Source organism: Mastigocoleus testarum BC008 (assembly GCF_001456025.1).
GTDB lineage: Bacteria > Cyanobacteriota > Cyanobacteriia > Cyanobacteriales > Nostocaceae > Mastigocoleus > Mastigocoleus testarum.
Genome location: NZ_LMTZ01000109.1, coordinates 1 through 15694 on the forward strand (window position 1 = coordinate 1; position 15694 = coordinate 15694).

Annotated in this window: 12 protein-coding genes; 7 read left to right on the forward strand and 5 right to left on the reverse strand. The window is 37.6% G+C overall.

Annotation, left to right across the window (positions count from 1 at the left end; all coding sequences use genetic code 11):
- Window positions 1-271 precede the first annotated feature (271 nt).
- A complete protein-coding gene (locus BC008_RS26785) occupies window positions 272-1135 on the reverse strand; it encodes a GUN4 domain-containing protein (protein WP_027843437.1) in 864 nt (287 codons plus the stop codon).
- A 215-nt stretch (window positions 1136-1350) separates the two neighbouring features.
- Between BC008_RS26785 and BC008_RS26790 the strand changes: the two genes are divergently transcribed.
- From BC008_RS26790 to BC008_RS26800, 3 genes are all read left to right on the forward strand, one after another.
- Window positions 1351-2139: a Tab2/Atab2 family RNA-binding protein gene (locus BC008_RS26790; RefSeq protein WP_027843436.1), complete on the forward strand. Its 789-nt coding sequence runs from the start codon at window positions 1351-1353 to the stop codon at window positions 2137-2139.
- 209 nt (window positions 2140-2348) lie between these two features.
- On the forward strand, window positions 2349-3584 hold the full coding sequence (locus BC008_RS26795; protein ID WP_027843435.1) for an MFS transporter: 1236 nt from the start codon (window positions 2349-2351) through the stop codon (window positions 3582-3584).
- A gap of 793 nt (window positions 3585-4377) precedes the next feature.
- On the forward strand, window positions 4378-5655 hold the full coding sequence (locus tag BC008_RS26800) for an MFS transporter (protein WP_058184005.1): 1278 nt from the start codon (window positions 4378-4380) through the stop codon (window positions 5653-5655).
- 11 nt (window positions 5656-5666) lie between these two features.
- Here BC008_RS26800 and BC008_RS26805 read toward each other — a convergent pair whose 3' ends face one another.
- Window positions 5667-6635, reverse strand: coding sequence for an ABC transporter ATP-binding protein (locus tag BC008_RS26805; protein WP_027843433.1), 969 nt, complete (start codon window positions 6633-6635; stop codon window positions 5667-5669).
- 392 nt (window positions 6636-7027) lie between these two features.
- Between BC008_RS26805 and BC008_RS26810 the strand changes: the two genes are divergently transcribed.
- The 4 genes from BC008_RS26810 (at window position 7028) to BC008_RS26825 (ending at window position 9937) form a co-directional block, all read left to right on the forward strand.
- The gene (locus BC008_RS26810) at window positions 7028-7621 is read left to right on the forward strand and encodes a TetR/AcrR family transcriptional regulator (RefSeq protein WP_027843432.1); all 594 of its coding nucleotides are present in this window, start codon (window positions 7028-7030) and stop codon (window positions 7619-7621) included.
- A 107-nt stretch (window positions 7622-7728) separates the two neighbouring features.
- Window positions 7729-8169 carry an acyl-CoA thioesterase gene (locus BC008_RS26815; RefSeq protein ID WP_027843431.1) on the forward strand — a complete coding sequence of 147 codons (441 nt, stop codon included), beginning with the start codon at window positions 7729-7731 and terminating at the stop codon, window positions 8167-8169.
- A 143-nt stretch (window positions 8170-8312) separates the two neighbouring features.
- On the forward strand, window positions 8313-8987 hold the full coding sequence (locus BC008_RS26820; RefSeq protein WP_027843430.1) for a glutathione S-transferase family protein: 675 nt from the start codon (window positions 8313-8315) through the stop codon (window positions 8985-8987).
- Window positions 8988-8995: 8 nt separating this feature from the next.
- Complete coding sequence (locus BC008_RS26825; protein WP_027843429.1) at window positions 8996-9937, forward strand: hypothetical protein; 942 nt, start codon at window positions 8996-8998, stop codon at window positions 9935-9937.
- A gap of 94 nt (window positions 9938-10031) precedes the next feature.
- Here BC008_RS26825 and BC008_RS26830 read toward each other — a convergent pair whose 3' ends face one another.
- From BC008_RS26830 to BC008_RS26840, 3 genes are all read right to left on the reverse strand, one after another.
- Window positions 10032-10517, reverse strand: coding sequence for a DUF4365 domain-containing protein (locus tag BC008_RS26830; RefSeq protein ID WP_027843428.1), 486 nt, complete (start codon window positions 10515-10517; stop codon window positions 10032-10034).
- Window positions 10518-10890: 373 nt separating this feature from the next.
- Window positions 10891-12861: an acetate--CoA ligase gene (gene acs, locus BC008_RS26835; RefSeq protein WP_027843427.1), complete on the reverse strand. Its 1971-nt coding sequence runs from the start codon at window positions 12859-12861 to the stop codon at window positions 10891-10893.
- A 489-nt stretch (window positions 12862-13350) separates the two neighbouring features.
- A complete protein-coding gene (locus BC008_RS26840; RefSeq protein ID WP_027843426.1) occupies window positions 13351-15279 on the reverse strand; it encodes a serine/threonine-protein kinase in 1929 nt (642 codons plus the stop codon).
- Window positions 15280-15694 lie beyond the last annotated feature (415 nt).

Sequence of the window (15694 nt, forward strand, 5' to 3'; positions counted from 1 at the left end):
AAGACCTTGCCATTGGAATTGTCCAGACTAATCACTTCTCGATCTATCTTACCTTACGTCCTAACTAAGCTGGCGATTGCTATATAACCTTTATTGTCAGCTTTATATCTTTTAATGATGATTAAAGAAAAGGCATTGAATAAATACATCAATGAAATATTGTAGGCATATTTGGTTTTTTTCGTAGACGCTAAACATCCCCAATCTTCCTCAGCCGAGGTAGTATTATCGGCTGCTATCTTCGGGTTTTTTGGGCTAAAATAATTCAGTATCAAACAATTTCTTTAAAGTAAGAAAAAAGAATAGTTGGTATTAACCACCACCAATAATAAAGTCTCTCACTACCTAATCCCAATTCGCAGTAAGCAGCAGGAAGATGACCAGAAGGTGCATTTAAGTTGAAGTCAAGTTGCTCGTATGCTTTCCAAGTACCTTGTTGGTACCATCCAACAGAATTACCGAACTGACACCAAGTTTCGTATTTAGCATCTATATTTCCTGATATTTTATTCCAAACCTGTTGTTGAGTACTAAATCCAAAATGTCCGTTAGTGTATCTCTTCCACAGTTCATCAATATCTTGCAAATCAGAAGCAAATAAATTTTCTGCGTCAACCGTTCGCAACCAACCTTCTGCTGTTCTATTTGACAATGTCAATAAAATATTAGCTGTTTCCAGATCCGCTTCACGCCACATTTTATTAGCTAGTAAATTTTGCAAGCGTCCATAATCAAATGTCACAATTGTTGGAGTACTTTCTTGCGAGTGAGATTCTTGAGATTTAGGAAGTACTCTGAACCTTTCTCCTTCTGTTTCTACATCAAAATACTGGCTGTGAAATTCAGATAGTTGATTTAACAATTGCGATCGCTCTTGCTTTAATTGTTCTAATTCAATTTTTAAGTTGTTTTGCTCTTGAGTCGCTCGTTCTAGCTTTGATTCCAGTTTTGACAAGTTATCTTGCGACCTTCTCCACCATTCGCGCGCCCAAATTGTTCTTGATAGTTCTCGCTGGAAAGATTCTTCTGAGATCTTTTCAGATGAAGAATATTTTTTTACATACCACCCACAAATGGAACAGTAATCTGCCAGTTCACTGAGGGATTCTGTTTGGCAAATGGGACACTGAGCCATGTTTAACTCCTGACCTTATGTGGGATTATTAGCTTGGAAAGTTTATGAGAAATCAAAAATATAAGCTTATATTTTCTGTCTACAAACCCATACGTGGGTTTTCGGTAAATTTTATTGGGAAATTTGACTTAAATCTGAAGAAATGGGATTGTCAAATTTGCTTTTAGTCAAATTTGCTTTTAACAGTACAACGGAATTTTGAACGAAAAAGCCCTATGAAAATCTGGCAAGCTGATTTTTATCGAAGTCCCCAGCAAGATGCATCAACTGAGGTATTCTGGGATTTATTGATTTGTGACCCCAAACTCGATTTTAAATATGAGGCTAGTTGTCCCCAATCACAAGCGAATTCTACTTGGCTTGCTTCCCAATTCCAACAAGTAGGGGAAAAACCGGATGTAATTCAAGTATTTCGTCCCCAGTCTTTAAGTTTAATTGAGCAAGCTGGAAATAATTTGGGAATTAAGGTTGAACCGACTCGTCGCACCACAGCTTTAAAAGAATGGTTGCAAGAAAAACAGTATCCGATAGCTTTGGATAAGCCCCCTCCAATGCCTTTACCAGAAAATCTTTGGGGTCAAGAATGGCGTTTAGCGACATTACCTGCGGGTGATATTGTTGATATCTTTGGCGATCGCCCAATTCCAATTTTAGATATGCCAGATTATTGCCTGCCAATTAATTTGGGTTTGGCTTCAACTGTAAAAATTCCCGGAATTGTTATTTATGGTGGCAGACAATCGATGCGTTTAGCAAGATGGTTTCAAGAAGTTCGTCCGGTAGAGATAAATTACATTGCTGGTGCACCAGATGGTTTTGTTTTGGAAGCAGGTTTAATAGATCGATGGGTTGTTGTGACTTTTGAAGACAAAGAAGTTGCAGCAGCAGCACAAAATTATCAACAGCGCAAGCAAGAAAGTAAAGGATTGCACTTTTTATTGATACAACCTGATGATTCGGGAATGACTTATAGCGGTTTTTGGTTGTTGAGAGATGAAAAGTAGAGAAAATCACTTTAAAAACAATTTTTTAGTTCGATTTTCACTATCTGGGATGAAGGGCTACTGAAAGCCCCCGGCTTCTAACCGTGGGATAGCTTACTACTAGTAAAGTCTACTTTGTGAAGAATTGTAATGACCAGTTATTAAGGTTATGCTTAATTTGAAGGGTGTAGTTAAAAACTCTACATGCGGTTAAATCCAAGCAAAAGTAGATGAATTTTAAGAATATTAAGGGGCTGTTTGACTTACCAACTACATATTGGATTGTGGCGCTAGTTGGTTTTATTAATTCCGTCAGTTTTACCATAGTTTATCCACTACTGTACCCCTACGCGAAACAGTTTGATTTGAGTGATTTTCAAGCAAGTTTGTTACTTACAGCTTTTTCTGTATCTCAGTTTATTGGTACGCCAATTTTGGGTAGACTTTCAGATCGCTTGGGGAGAAAACCTTTACTGATAATAAGTTTATTAGGTACAGTCGCAGCAAATATTATTGCAGCTGTAGCACCTTTTGCTTGGCTACTATTTACTGCTCGTATACTTGATGGATTTACCGGTGGAAATAACTCTATAGCTAGTGCAGTAATCAGTGACATTACCAATGCAGAGCAACGTACTAAAGCTTTTGGTATTTTTGGTTCTGTGTTTAGTCTTGGACTTGTTATTGGTCCAGCACTCAGTTATCTTGCTCTTCAACTACCAACACCGGAAGGTATATCTTCACTGGGTTTAAGTTTTTTGCTAGGAGCAAGTATGGCTTTATTTGCAACGGTGTTAACTGCTTTTTTTCTACCGGAAACATTACCTCGCTCGGAAAAGCAAGAATTCTACTTGAGTTGGAGCGATTTCGGTTTGCTCAAAGTTGCTCGATCTGTAGCTCGACCTAAGTTGGGCAAGTTGTTTATTTTAACCTTTCTTAGCGGTACTACCTTTACAATTTTTACCTTTGCATTTCAACCTTTTTTGTTAGAAGTACTAGAACAAGACGTAAAAGTTCTAACAATTATATTTGTTTTAGTTGGAGTAATAGGATTCATCTCTCAAGTTTTTGCTCTAGATCCATTACGAAAAAGATTCAATCTGATTGATATTCTTTTTACAGCGTTGCTCGTGCGAGGAATCACATTTTTATTAATTCCCACATTCCCCAACATTACAGCCTTTTTTATCATTATTGCGATTTTCAGTTTAATTACTGCTTTCCCTATGCCTTTAATCGAGTCTATTTTGTCCCTCAATAGCACTCAAAAAGAGCAGGGTGAAGTACTAGGAACTAACGTTTCTTATCTTAGTCTTTCCAATGCTTTGGGACCAGCGATTTCTGGATTACTAGTTACACTCGGTTATTTGGCTCCTTTTTGGATTACAGGGGTTTTGACTGTATGTACGGCTTTATTTGCTTTGCAACTCAAGTTTCAATTTAAGTGTAGTGTCAGCGATCAATAACACTTAGATTTTTCTATTATCGATAGTTAAGGAAGGAGTACGGAGGAAGAAGGATTAATCTACATATAAACAGGACTTACGCACTTGTTACCAATTTTCAGGGGTTTGGGATTGCTTCCTTACGTCGCAATGACTTTAATTTCCTTGTCCGTGCGTAAGTCCTGATAAATTTATTACACTTCTTCCTTCTCATTTCTTTCCTCTTCCTTCCGACGTAGTCGGTCAACTTTAGAAATAGTAAAGGGAATTTAGACTTTATTCCTTTTGACTATTTTTGAAAAAATTATTCTTTCTTTATACATATAGACTTTAAAAATATCGATTTTATACAATTGTTTGTATATGAATAGAAATAACATACCCTGTGTAAATATTGGAATCTTTTAAGCAATATATATGATTTTGAACAGTCGATTAATATCATCTTATCTCTATTTTATTAAAAAATAATGTATTAAAAATTCATCTTCTTGATAAGTGAAAAAAATCAAGTAATTTAAATCCTAATTTTATAATTAAATTTATCAAACGGTATTCACATACTGAAAAATATAAAATTAGTCATCAAACAGTTAGCATCACAAATTTACACCATACTAAATTATGACTTACACAATTGTCACAATATACTGGTGATATGTGACACTAAGAACCTTATTTATATATTCAAATTAACTCGTTTGTATCATATCCCTCGCAAGAAAAATATATCAGTTGTGCAGGTTTTCGAAATAAAACTAATTTCCTTGTACCTTATTTCCGCTCGATTTATAGATATTAAATCAAAAAATATATGATAACCACGAGCGTACAAAAAATACAGACAGAAATTAAATCAAAATTTGTTAAGGAAGAATTTGACTTTCCTATAGAATTTTGGTTAGTAACTCTAATTGCCTTTATTAACTCTCTTGGCTTTACGATTATTATTCCTCTACTTTATCCCTATGCAAAATACTTTGGTTTAAGTGATTTTCAGGCAAGTTTATTAAGCACAGCTTATGCAATTTCTCAATTTTTTGCAACACCAGTTTTAGGAAGAATTTCAGACCGTTTGGGAAGAAAACCGTTATTAATTTTAAGTTTAATCGGAACTATAGTAGCTAATATTGTTGCCGCTTTTAGTCCCATTGTGTCGTTATTATATCTGGCTCGTATCATCGATGGGCTAACAGGTGGAAATAATTCTATTGCAAGAGCTATTGTCAGCGACATCACGACAAAAAAGCAGCGCGCTCAAGCATTCGGGATTTTTGATGCTATATTTCGTTTGGGGTTTGTCGCTGGACCAATCATAAGTTACCTCGCAGGAAAAATTCCCACTTTTATGGGGATATCTTCATTAGGAATGAGTTTTTTAGTTGCAGCAATTGTCGCTTCCATTGCAACTTTATTAATATTAGTTTTTCTTCCTGAAACTGCACCTCGGGTAACAACTGAAAATTTTCGATTTAAATGGAGTGATTTTGGTTTCATTAAAATTCTTCAGTTTGCACCTAGACCTAAATTTACAGATATTTTTATCCTCACTTTTTTAAATGGTGTAATTTTTACTACTTTTACCTTTGCATTCCGAATTTTTACTCTAAATATTCTCGAGCAGACTTCTAAAACCTTAGCGATCGTATTTGCTGTAATCGGAATGTTGGGACTCGGATCACAAATTTTTATCCTCGACCCGCTGCGTCAGAAGTTCAACCTTGTTGATATTTTATTTTTAGCATTGATAATACGAGGAATAATGCTTTTGTTAATTCCTACGTTTCCTACTCTTACACCTTTTTTGATGTTTACTGTAATATTTGGTGTGGTGAATTCTTTTCCGATACCATTGATAGATTCTATTTTATCTCTTAATAGTAGCGAAAATGAACAAGGGGAAATACTAGGACTCAATACTTCCTACGTCAGTCTTTCTAATGCTATTGGTCCGGCTATATCTGGTTTATTAGTGACTTTTAGTGACTTAATCCCCTTTTGGGTTACGGGTGGATTAAGTGTGTTAATAGCTTTTTTTGCTCTAAAACAAATTAAGTTAGAGTTCAAATGCGGACAACACAGCTTATTGTGATCTGGTAAATACTATTTTCCTTGAATCTTTTGCACAAAGAATTCTTCTAAACTCAGACTGTGCAACTCAGTAGAAATGAGTAATCCTCCCATGAGTCTTAGACTCGCAATAAAGTCATAAACATCACCTTCTAGTTTTCCTTCCCAAGAACCATCCGCTAAACCTCCAATATCAGGTATCCACTGTTTAAGAACTTCCCAATCACCACCCTGACCTTTAACTCGATAGGTGTGGGGAGTTCCTAATAATTCTGTTAGAGAACCAGTACAGATTAATTCACCTTTTGCCAGGATTGCAATGCGATCGCAAATTTGTTCTACTTCACTCAAAACGTGACTATTAAAGAAGATAGTTTTTCCAGTAGCTTTGAGATGTAAAATAATTTCCCGCATTTGATAACGTCCGACAGGATCGAGTCCTGACATTGGTTCGTCAAGAAATATTAATTCTGGATCGTTAATTAATGCTTGTGCCATTCCCACTCGTTGGAGCATACCCTTAGAGTAGTGACGCATACGTTTTTTACAAGCATCAGCTTGGGATAAACCCACCAAGTCTAGAAGTTGAGGAATTTTTTGTTTCTGTACTCGCTTTGAGAGTCCAAACAGCCCTGCTGCTAATTGCAAAAACTCCCAACCAGTAAGATATTCATATAAGTATGGATTTTCTGGTAAATAACCAATACGTTGCTTTATATTGCGATCGCCCAAGGGTTTACCCAGCAATAACCCCCTCCCGGAAGTTGGATGAATAATACCCAACAGTAGTTTTAATAGTGTTGTTTTCCCAGCACCATTAGGTCCTAACAACCCAAAGGTTTCTCCTTTGTAAACTGTTAAAGAACAATGTTTGAGGGAAGTAAATTTTTGATTCAAGAAAAAGCCAGTGCGATAACTTTTTCGCAAGTCGGAAGTTAAAATTACCGGCAAATTATCTTGAATATTCGATTGCGAATCAGGAGCATCTGCAACAGACTTCATCTCTGAGTAACAGGTAACTACAGCTACACCACATTAGCATTTAGCTATCAGTAACCCAATTATACTTGGGTTATAAGTTTTAATTAATTACAAAGATTAATTAAAACAGTATCCAGACGGAATATTTAGGATGATAACCCTAAGTATCCTAGGGTTAAATTTTGACCGTATCATATAATAGAAGCGAAAACTCGACAAACCGTTTCTTTCCTGGAAGTTTAACTGCTATCTTTGATATTAACAAAACATCACATATGCTTGACTGCGAGCAGTTTATTCATTAATATGATTCCGACCGATTGGTCTTACCTTCAATAATAATAGGTAAAATCGAAGTAATGCACTATTGGTCATTATAATATTCTTCCCTGAGTAGTAATCGAAAAAAACTGATGTCTAAAGGTCAAGAGACAAAGGAGAGAATTCTTCAACAGACAGCCGAACTGTTTAACAAACAGGGGTATGCTGGAACTTCGATGTCTGACATTATGCAAGTAACGGGTCTAAAAAAAGGAGGAATTTACAATCACTTTCAAAATAAGGATGAATTAGCACTACAAGCCTTTGATTATGCTGTTAGTCTAATTAGTTATCGCTACAGGATTGCACTGTTAAGTAAACGTAATGCGATCGAGCGCTTACAAGGAATTGTTCAAGTCTTTGTGAGTTATATAGACAAACCACCTTTAAAGGGGGGTTGTCCTTTACTGAATACTGCTGTTGAAAGCGACCATACTCACCCAGCTTTGAGAAAGCGCGCCCAGGAGGCAATGAACTCTTGGTACGATATGATTCGCAGAGTTGTGCAAAAAGGAATTAGGAGGGGAGAAATTTCTTCAGACATTGACCCTGAGCAAGTCGCTACGGTGACTATTGCTATTTTTGAAGGTGGATTAATGATGACTCAACTACATGACGATCCTATTTATCTTAAGAGAGCCATGACTCATCTCTCTCAGTATATTGAAAGTTTCTCTCCAAGATAAAAATAATACATACCCTGACTATTTTTACCCTGAGGATATTTTGTTTCGAAAAACAGACCGAAAGGTCTTTTTGTCTGGAGCGACGATTGTATTATTGGCATTAATTTATGATTGAAACTGATAAATTATCTCGTCCGTTAGAGGTAGAAATTACCATCCCGGTACGAACATACGACATAGATTTTGCTGGAATTGTCAGTAACATTGTTTATATTAAATGGCTGGAAGATTTACGCTTGAAATTTCTAGACGAACACTTACCACTCGAAACAGAAATTGCTCGCGGAAGTGTACCGATAGTTTCTAAAACTGAAATTGAATATAAACGACCAATAAAACTTTTTGAATCAGTAATTGGTAGACTTTGGGTTGCTAATTTCGGGCGAATAAAATATACAATCCAAGCTGAAATTATCTCTAATAATAATATTGCGGCGACTGCAACCCAGATAGGAACATTTATTAGTACGGATAATGGTCGTCCAGTAAAAATACCAGATAAATTACTACAAACATATTCACAATTTAAACTAAATTCACAATCTTAACCGATGAGTAAGTGAATTATTGTTTGGTGAACGCAAATATTTAGTCGGAGATAGATTATCTGCTGCGGATATCACTCCTTATAAAAATTAAATATTGAATTTCTTGGAAAGATTAAAGTGAATAAATTGAGGAGAAATTATCGATGTTGAAATTTTACTACAACCCCCTTTCACCGATGTCGCGTCGGGTATGGCGAGGTTTACTCGAAAAAGAGATTCCCTTTGAACCTATTTTGGTGGAATTAAATGGGGATCATCTACAACCAGATTATTTAGCTATTAACCCTTTTCATCACGTACCAGTAATTATTGATGATGGTTTGCGAATACTAGAATCTATAGCCATTTTGGAATATTTGGAACTTAAGTATCCTACACCAGCACTGTTACCAACAAATATTCAAGAAATAGCAACAGTAAGAATGGTGCAAATGGTATCTACCAATGAATTGCTAGCAAAAGTCGTTTCTCTAATTTTTGAGGCTGAAGATTCCCCTCAATTTATTCAAGCAAGGGAGCACATAGACAAAGTCTTGGGTTTTCTAGTAAATACCTTGCAAAATAAACCTTATTTTGGTGGGGAACAATTAAGTTTGGCAGATATTGTTTTGGGAACAGATGTTTCTTTATTACCTAAGTTAGGAGTTGATTTCTGTAATTATCCGACTCTAAATCGGTGGTTTGAAAGGCTAATGGAACGCCCTATATGGGAACAAACAAAACTTAGTGATCGAGACTTTCAAGAATTTAAGCGTAGAGTACGAATTTTAGCAAAAATGCGGAAGCGTGAGTTAAGTCGAACAGGTAAAACAAATTAACCGGATCTATGACAAATAAATTATTAGCAATAGCTTGTGCATCGGGTAGTTTCAAAGGTGCTTTCGCTCACGGTGTATTGAGTGCTTTGGAAGCTAATGGGATCTTTGCAAATGCTTATGCTGCAGCATCTTCATCTGTAATACCTTCCGCTTGGGCTGTTTTAAAGAAAGCTAGCGAACTAGGGGTCGATTATTGGCTCGCAGGTTTACAAGCTCTAGGACAACCAGATATGGGAATTAGTCAGGTAGTAAAAGGGGGAATCAATAATTTTAGTCCCCCGAAAGAAGAGTTATTTGCGCCAGAAACACCAGCCTATTTTGTTGCTGTGAGTGCGGTTACTACTCCCGAAGCTGCGAAAGAAACTCAAGGTGAAAAATTTAGACGTTTAGGACGACGTTTATTATTATCAGCAGCAAAAAAAGACCGTAGTTGGGTAGATGAAAACTTGCAAATGAAGATGTTTAGTAACAAGTCAAAAGATATTTTATTGCAAAATCAGAATCTTGTAACAGAAAGGATAGATAATTCCGGTGTAGATCCAAGGGATGTTTCTAAATTGAATGCAAACAACTTTGAGGAAGTTGCTTATGCAACCTCACGAATGCTTCATGACTGGGACATTCCCGCTTGGATAGATGGAAAACCCTATATAGATGCTTCTTATACTTGTTTATGTCCCGCGATTGAAATGGTTGAAGCTGGGTACAAAAAAGTAATCGCCATAGCAAACGAACCGGGTACTCTATATCGAGATATGTTTCAGCTAGAGCAAATTCCTGGAAATTATCGAGGAGTTGATATCCACATTATCAAACCAGATGTGGACCCCAAAGAGTTTGGAGTTGATTTTACAGATGCAACTCCTGAAGGTTTGTCTGCGTTGTACAAACACGGACAAGAAATTTGCGAGCAGATGCTAGCAGAAGATATCAATTTTACAGCGATTTGAGTGCGTAAACTTGAGAAACAAGTAAGGATAAAAAGTATACTTCTTACTTATTACTCCTTACTTCTTACTTATTACTCCTTACTTCTTAGTTCCTCTACTCATCCTCAGGTTCGACAAATTTCCATTTGATTTTATTTCTACTGCACTTAAACCAAAAATCATTGACTTCATTCCAAAGAACCCCCCGGTTTTGCATATCGATGGGGAAAATTGTTGGAAGACTGGACATCGAACCAAGCTCTTCTCCGTTCGCAGAAATCAGATAACCAGTTTTTTCCTTTTCGTCAATACCGATAATGTAAGTAGGGGCTGGATATGAAGCTATACCCCGCATAGACTCTTGGGAAAATTTAACCTTCAAGCGATTTTGTTTTTTTGTACAACCTTGTGTTGTAGATTTAACTTGCACAAAAAAGTAAGGTGCTGATTGTCCTGCCCCTACCAACTCCACAATATAATCAACGTAGGGCAATTTATCATCCAAGTATCTTGGTTTAAAAATAGCACCTTTATCAGAGTGAGATTCCGTCATTAAAGCGACGAAGATTTCTTCACCTTTTTCTCCCAATCTATCTTTCATCTAAAATATTCCCAAGCAAATCCTAAATTTTACTTAACTGTTTGACATATCTTCCCATAAGTATAGGGTAAGCAACATGTATTACCCAAAATACTAATATATTTTCGGATAAGATTTGGTATATATCCTTAAAGCTTGTGCAAACACATACCCAAATTTATAACGCAAACCTGTAACAGGTGTGTTAATTAATTGTTTTTCCTAGAGAGGTAGTATTATAAGCACCAAAACAAAACTAGAGAATTGCTGTTAGCACAAGTTTATCCGGAGGAAATTATATCGTGTCTGGGCAAACTAACAAATAATATTTTTGTATTATCTAGGCTAACAGCAATCTCAAAATCGTTTATTTTTGCTCAAAAAGCATGGAAGCTCAAGCACCTCCTCTCAACTTATCCAGCACACTTCTATCCTCCAATGTTGAAGTATCACCAGATACCTCTTGTCCTGCTGCTAGATTGCGTAATAAGCGCCTCATGATTTTACCAGAACGAGTTTTTGGCAAAGCATCAGTAAAACGAATGTCTCCAGGACGAGCGATCGCACCTATTTCTTCAGTAACATGTTTTCTAAGTTCTTTAGTTAAGTCATCACCAGCATCATGTCCGCCTTCCAATGTTACAAAGGCAACTATATCTTCACCTTTGATTTCATCTGGCTTGCCAACAACAGCAGCTTCTGCAACTGCGGGATGAGAAACTAAAGCTGATTCTACTTCCATAGTCCCTAGGCGATGACCGGATACATTAATTACATCATCAACCCTACCCATGACCCAGAAGTAACCATCTTCATCTTTGCGAGCACCATCACCAGCAAAATATAGGTAATTTCCATCTTTAGGAGCAATATGTTCCCAATAGGTGCGGCGGAAGCGTTCGGGGTCACCATATACTGTGCGCATCATACCTGGCCAAGGGTGACGTACTATCAAGTAACCACCTTCATTCTCAGGAACGGGATTTCCGTCTAAGTCTACAATGTCTGCAAGAATGCCAGGGAAGGGACGAGTAGCCGAACCAGGTTTAGTAGAAATTGCCCCAGGTAATGGTGTAATCATTACTCCACCAGTTTCAGTTTGCCACCAAGTATCGACTATTGGACAACGTTCCCCACCAATGACTTTGTGATACCACATCCAAGCTTCTGGATTAATTGGCTCGCCGACGGTTCCCAGTAAACGCAAAGAGGAAAGATTCCGAGACTTGGGATGACTGTCGCCCATTTTGATAAAAGCACGAATTGCTGTTGGTGCAGTATAAAAAACCGTTACACCATATTTTTCTACTACATCCCAAAAGCAACCCGGATTGGATTTGCGGGGGGCACCTTCGTACATTAAGGTTGTTGCGCCGTTGGAAAGAGGTCCATAAACAATGTAACTGTGACCAGTAATCCAACCGACATCCGCAGTACACCAATATACATCAGTGTCTTGCAAATCGAAAATCCATTTGGTGGTCATATGGGTGTAGAGATTATAACCACCTGTAGTGTGAACAACTCCCTTCGGTTTACCAGTACTACCGCTAGTGTAAAGAATAAATAACATATCTTCACTATCCATCGGTTCGGCTGGACAATTGGCTGAGGCATTAGGTTCTAAATTATGCCACCAATGGTCGCGTCCGGTTTTCATACTTACTTGTTGACGCGTTCGCTGTACCACCAAAACATTTTCTACGCTCGGGGCTGCATTGTTTTCCAAAGCCTTATCAACTTGAGGCTTAAGGGGAACTATTGCATCTTTGCGGAAACCACCATCAGCGGTAATTACCACTTTTGCTTGAGCGTCGTTGAGTCTATCCCGCAAAGCTTCGGCACTAAAACCACCAAATACCACACTATGTGGCGCGCCGATTCTGGCACAGGCTAGCATTGCAATGGCTGCTTCGGGAATCATCGGCATATATATACCGACTGTGTCACCTTTGCTGACACCCAACTGCTTGAGGACGTTAGCAAATTTACACACTTCTCGATGTAATTGGGCATAGGTTAAAGTTCGGGAGTCCCCTGGTTCGCCTTCCCAAATCAAAGCTGCTTTATTTTTGCGCCAAGTTGTCAGATGTCTGTCAAGGCAGTTGTAAGAAATATTAATCTTGCCATTAACAAACCATTTGGCAAAAGGTGGTTGCCAATCTAACACAGTATCCCACTTTTGAAACCAGTCTAACTCCTGTTGTGCAAGTTCAGCCCAAAAGGTTTGGGGGTCAGATTTTGCTTTTTCATAGAGTTGCTGGTAATCTTTGAGGCTTTTAATATGAGCATTTTGAGAAAATTCAGAACTGGGAGGAAAAATGCGCTTTTCGTGAAGAATTGATTCTATGTTTGCTTCAGACATAATGATAATAGTTAGTCCCTATTGTTACTGAACACTATTTTTAACGGATATTGGTCAGAATCAAAAAATATTTAGATTCTTGTTAAGCATAGAAATTTTTAAACTATGTATCTTTGGCGCATAATAACAATCCATTTACAAAATACAAAGTGAAGCAACACACAAAGATACAAAGCGATAATTAAGTTAGCAATGGTACTGCCTTAAATTTTTGTAGACCAATATGGTCAGATTAGGGGATAAATTTAAAAATAATGATTTGGTTGTAATTTTTGGACGATGCGTTACGGCGCTTCTAGAAAAGTAACGAAAAAAATGTATTCTTGTCCGCTTAACACACCCTACACCTGAATTTTTATTTTGACTTTTGACTTATTTCCTACGGACACGCTAGAGCCTGCGGCGACGGCAGATCCGCAGGTAACGTAGTTATAGCCTCTAGCTGCGCTACCTACGGTACGCTAATGACTTTTGACTTTTGACTTAATATCAACTTCTTTCCCAGATTTTAATCGTTGCATCATCGCTACCACTTACGATTGTTCGTCCACCCCGACCCCACGCAACTGATCGCACGTAATTATCATGACCCACTAAACAAGCAATTTCTTTACCCGAGCTTACTAACCAAATTTTAATAGTATTGTCCCAACTACCACTCGCAAGTAATTGTCCGTCTGGGCTCCATGCTAATGACCAAACTGAATCAAAGTGACCTTCAAGTGTATGAATTTCTCTACCTGTACTAATATCCCAAATTTTAATAGTATTGTCGCTACTACCGCTTGCAAGTAATTGTCCGTTAGGGCTAAAAGCTACGGTGTTAACAAACAAGGAATGACCTTGAAGTGTAGAAACTTCTCTACCAGAATTTATTTCCCATAATTTAATTGTAAAGTCAGCCCCGCCACTTGCAAGCAAAAGCCCAAACCCATTGGGGAAGTTGACCGGAAATGGACTCCATGCAACTGACCAAACTGATTCAGAGTGACCTCTGAAGGTAGTAACTTCTCTACCAGAATTTATTTCCCATAATTTAATTGTAAAGTCTGCACTACCACTTGCTAATAATTTGCCATTGGGACTAAAATTAACTGAATTGACGCTATTTGTATGACCCTTTAGAGTACGAATTTCCTTACCAGAATTTACTTGCCATAATTTAATTGTTTCATCCCAACTCGCACTAGCAAGTACTTCACCATTGTAGTTGAATGCTACTTGATGGATTAAACTGGAATGACCAAAAAACCACTTTCCAAAACTTCGTAATAATTGACCGGTTCCTAGATCCCATAGTTTGATTGTTTTATCGCTACTACCACTGGCTATAGCATTTAAAAATCCCTTTGATGATTGCAGACTTACTGGAGTAATAGCAACACTATGAACTTGACCTCCATGACCCCCAAGAGTATGTATGCATTGCCATATATTAAATTCTACATTTGCGGAACTTGCAGAACTAACTCCATGCCCAAAGGATAATGGGGGTGATTGATGAGAAGACGATCGGTCGTCGGTATTAATGGGAACTTGAGAAGATTCATCGGGAGTAATAATTCTTGTAGGAGTGACTGCTGGTAGCCCCGGATCGCCATCAGTATCTAATAGATTTAACCATTCTTGTACGGAATGGGGGCGATAATTAGCTTTCAAAGCCATTCCGCGCATAACTGCTTGATTTACTTTGTCGCTAATATTGGGGTTTATGCTTTGTGGCGGTTGCAATGGAATATGACGGCGATCATCGGCACTAGTGGGCATCACCCCGGTCAGCAAATTATAAAGTGTAGCAGCCAAGGCATAAACATCAATATATTCTCCCCTTGCTGCTTCTAACTGATATTGTTCGGGTGGGGCAAAGCCAGGAGTACGATAAACAGTATGTCTTTGAACTACATTTGGAACAAAATCTCTGGCGATTCCAAAATCAATTAATACTGCTTCGGGTTTACCTCGACGCAACATTATGTTGCGGGGTTTAATGTCGCGATGTAATAAACCCTTACGATGAACAACTGTTAGTGCATCACCAATTTGGCGGATATATAATAATGCTTCAGACTCTGAGAGTGCTCCAGTTTTTTGTATGTAACGTCCTAAATCTTCGCCTTCAATATATTCCATTACCATGCAAGGCAAATCTCCATCATCAAAAATGTTTTCGATTTGCACCACGTGGGGGTGGCGACACACAGCAAGCCGCACCGCTTCATCACGAAAATCTTGGCGTAATTTTTTTTGCTGGGTTTTCCATTGAGGATCCCTGAGAACTTCTTGTCTGAGGGTTTTTATTACCCTTGGTTGATTTTCTTCATTAACCGCAAGATAGGTAATCCCAATCCCCCCTTCGCCTAGCTTTCTGACGATAGTGTAACGTTCTCCAAATAATTTTTTTCCTGCACTCCAGACCATTAGTATAAATTTTGATTTGCTGGTATTTATTTTTTCATACAATTTCAAGCTTTATAGGTAGAATATAACTTGTAACTCCAGCTATATTTTAATTATTATCCGCTTGGTTTAAGGGAAGTTATTGATCTTTCCTTAAACTTAGATGACAAATTGTCTGAGAAATAACCCGAGATATATCAAGTTTCATAGTAGACTTAAGTATAGTTTTTTTGCGATTAGGGAATAAGTTTACCAGGAGACACTATTTATTAAGTATTGGCAAATATAAACAAGTGTATTAGGTGACTCAGTATTTTATTGATTGTTTCAGAATATTTCAGAATAATTCTCTCAGAGCATGCATCAAGGCTAATTAAGCCTCTGTAATTGCCAGCTAATACTTGAACGCATAAATTTTGGACACACAAGTTATAGC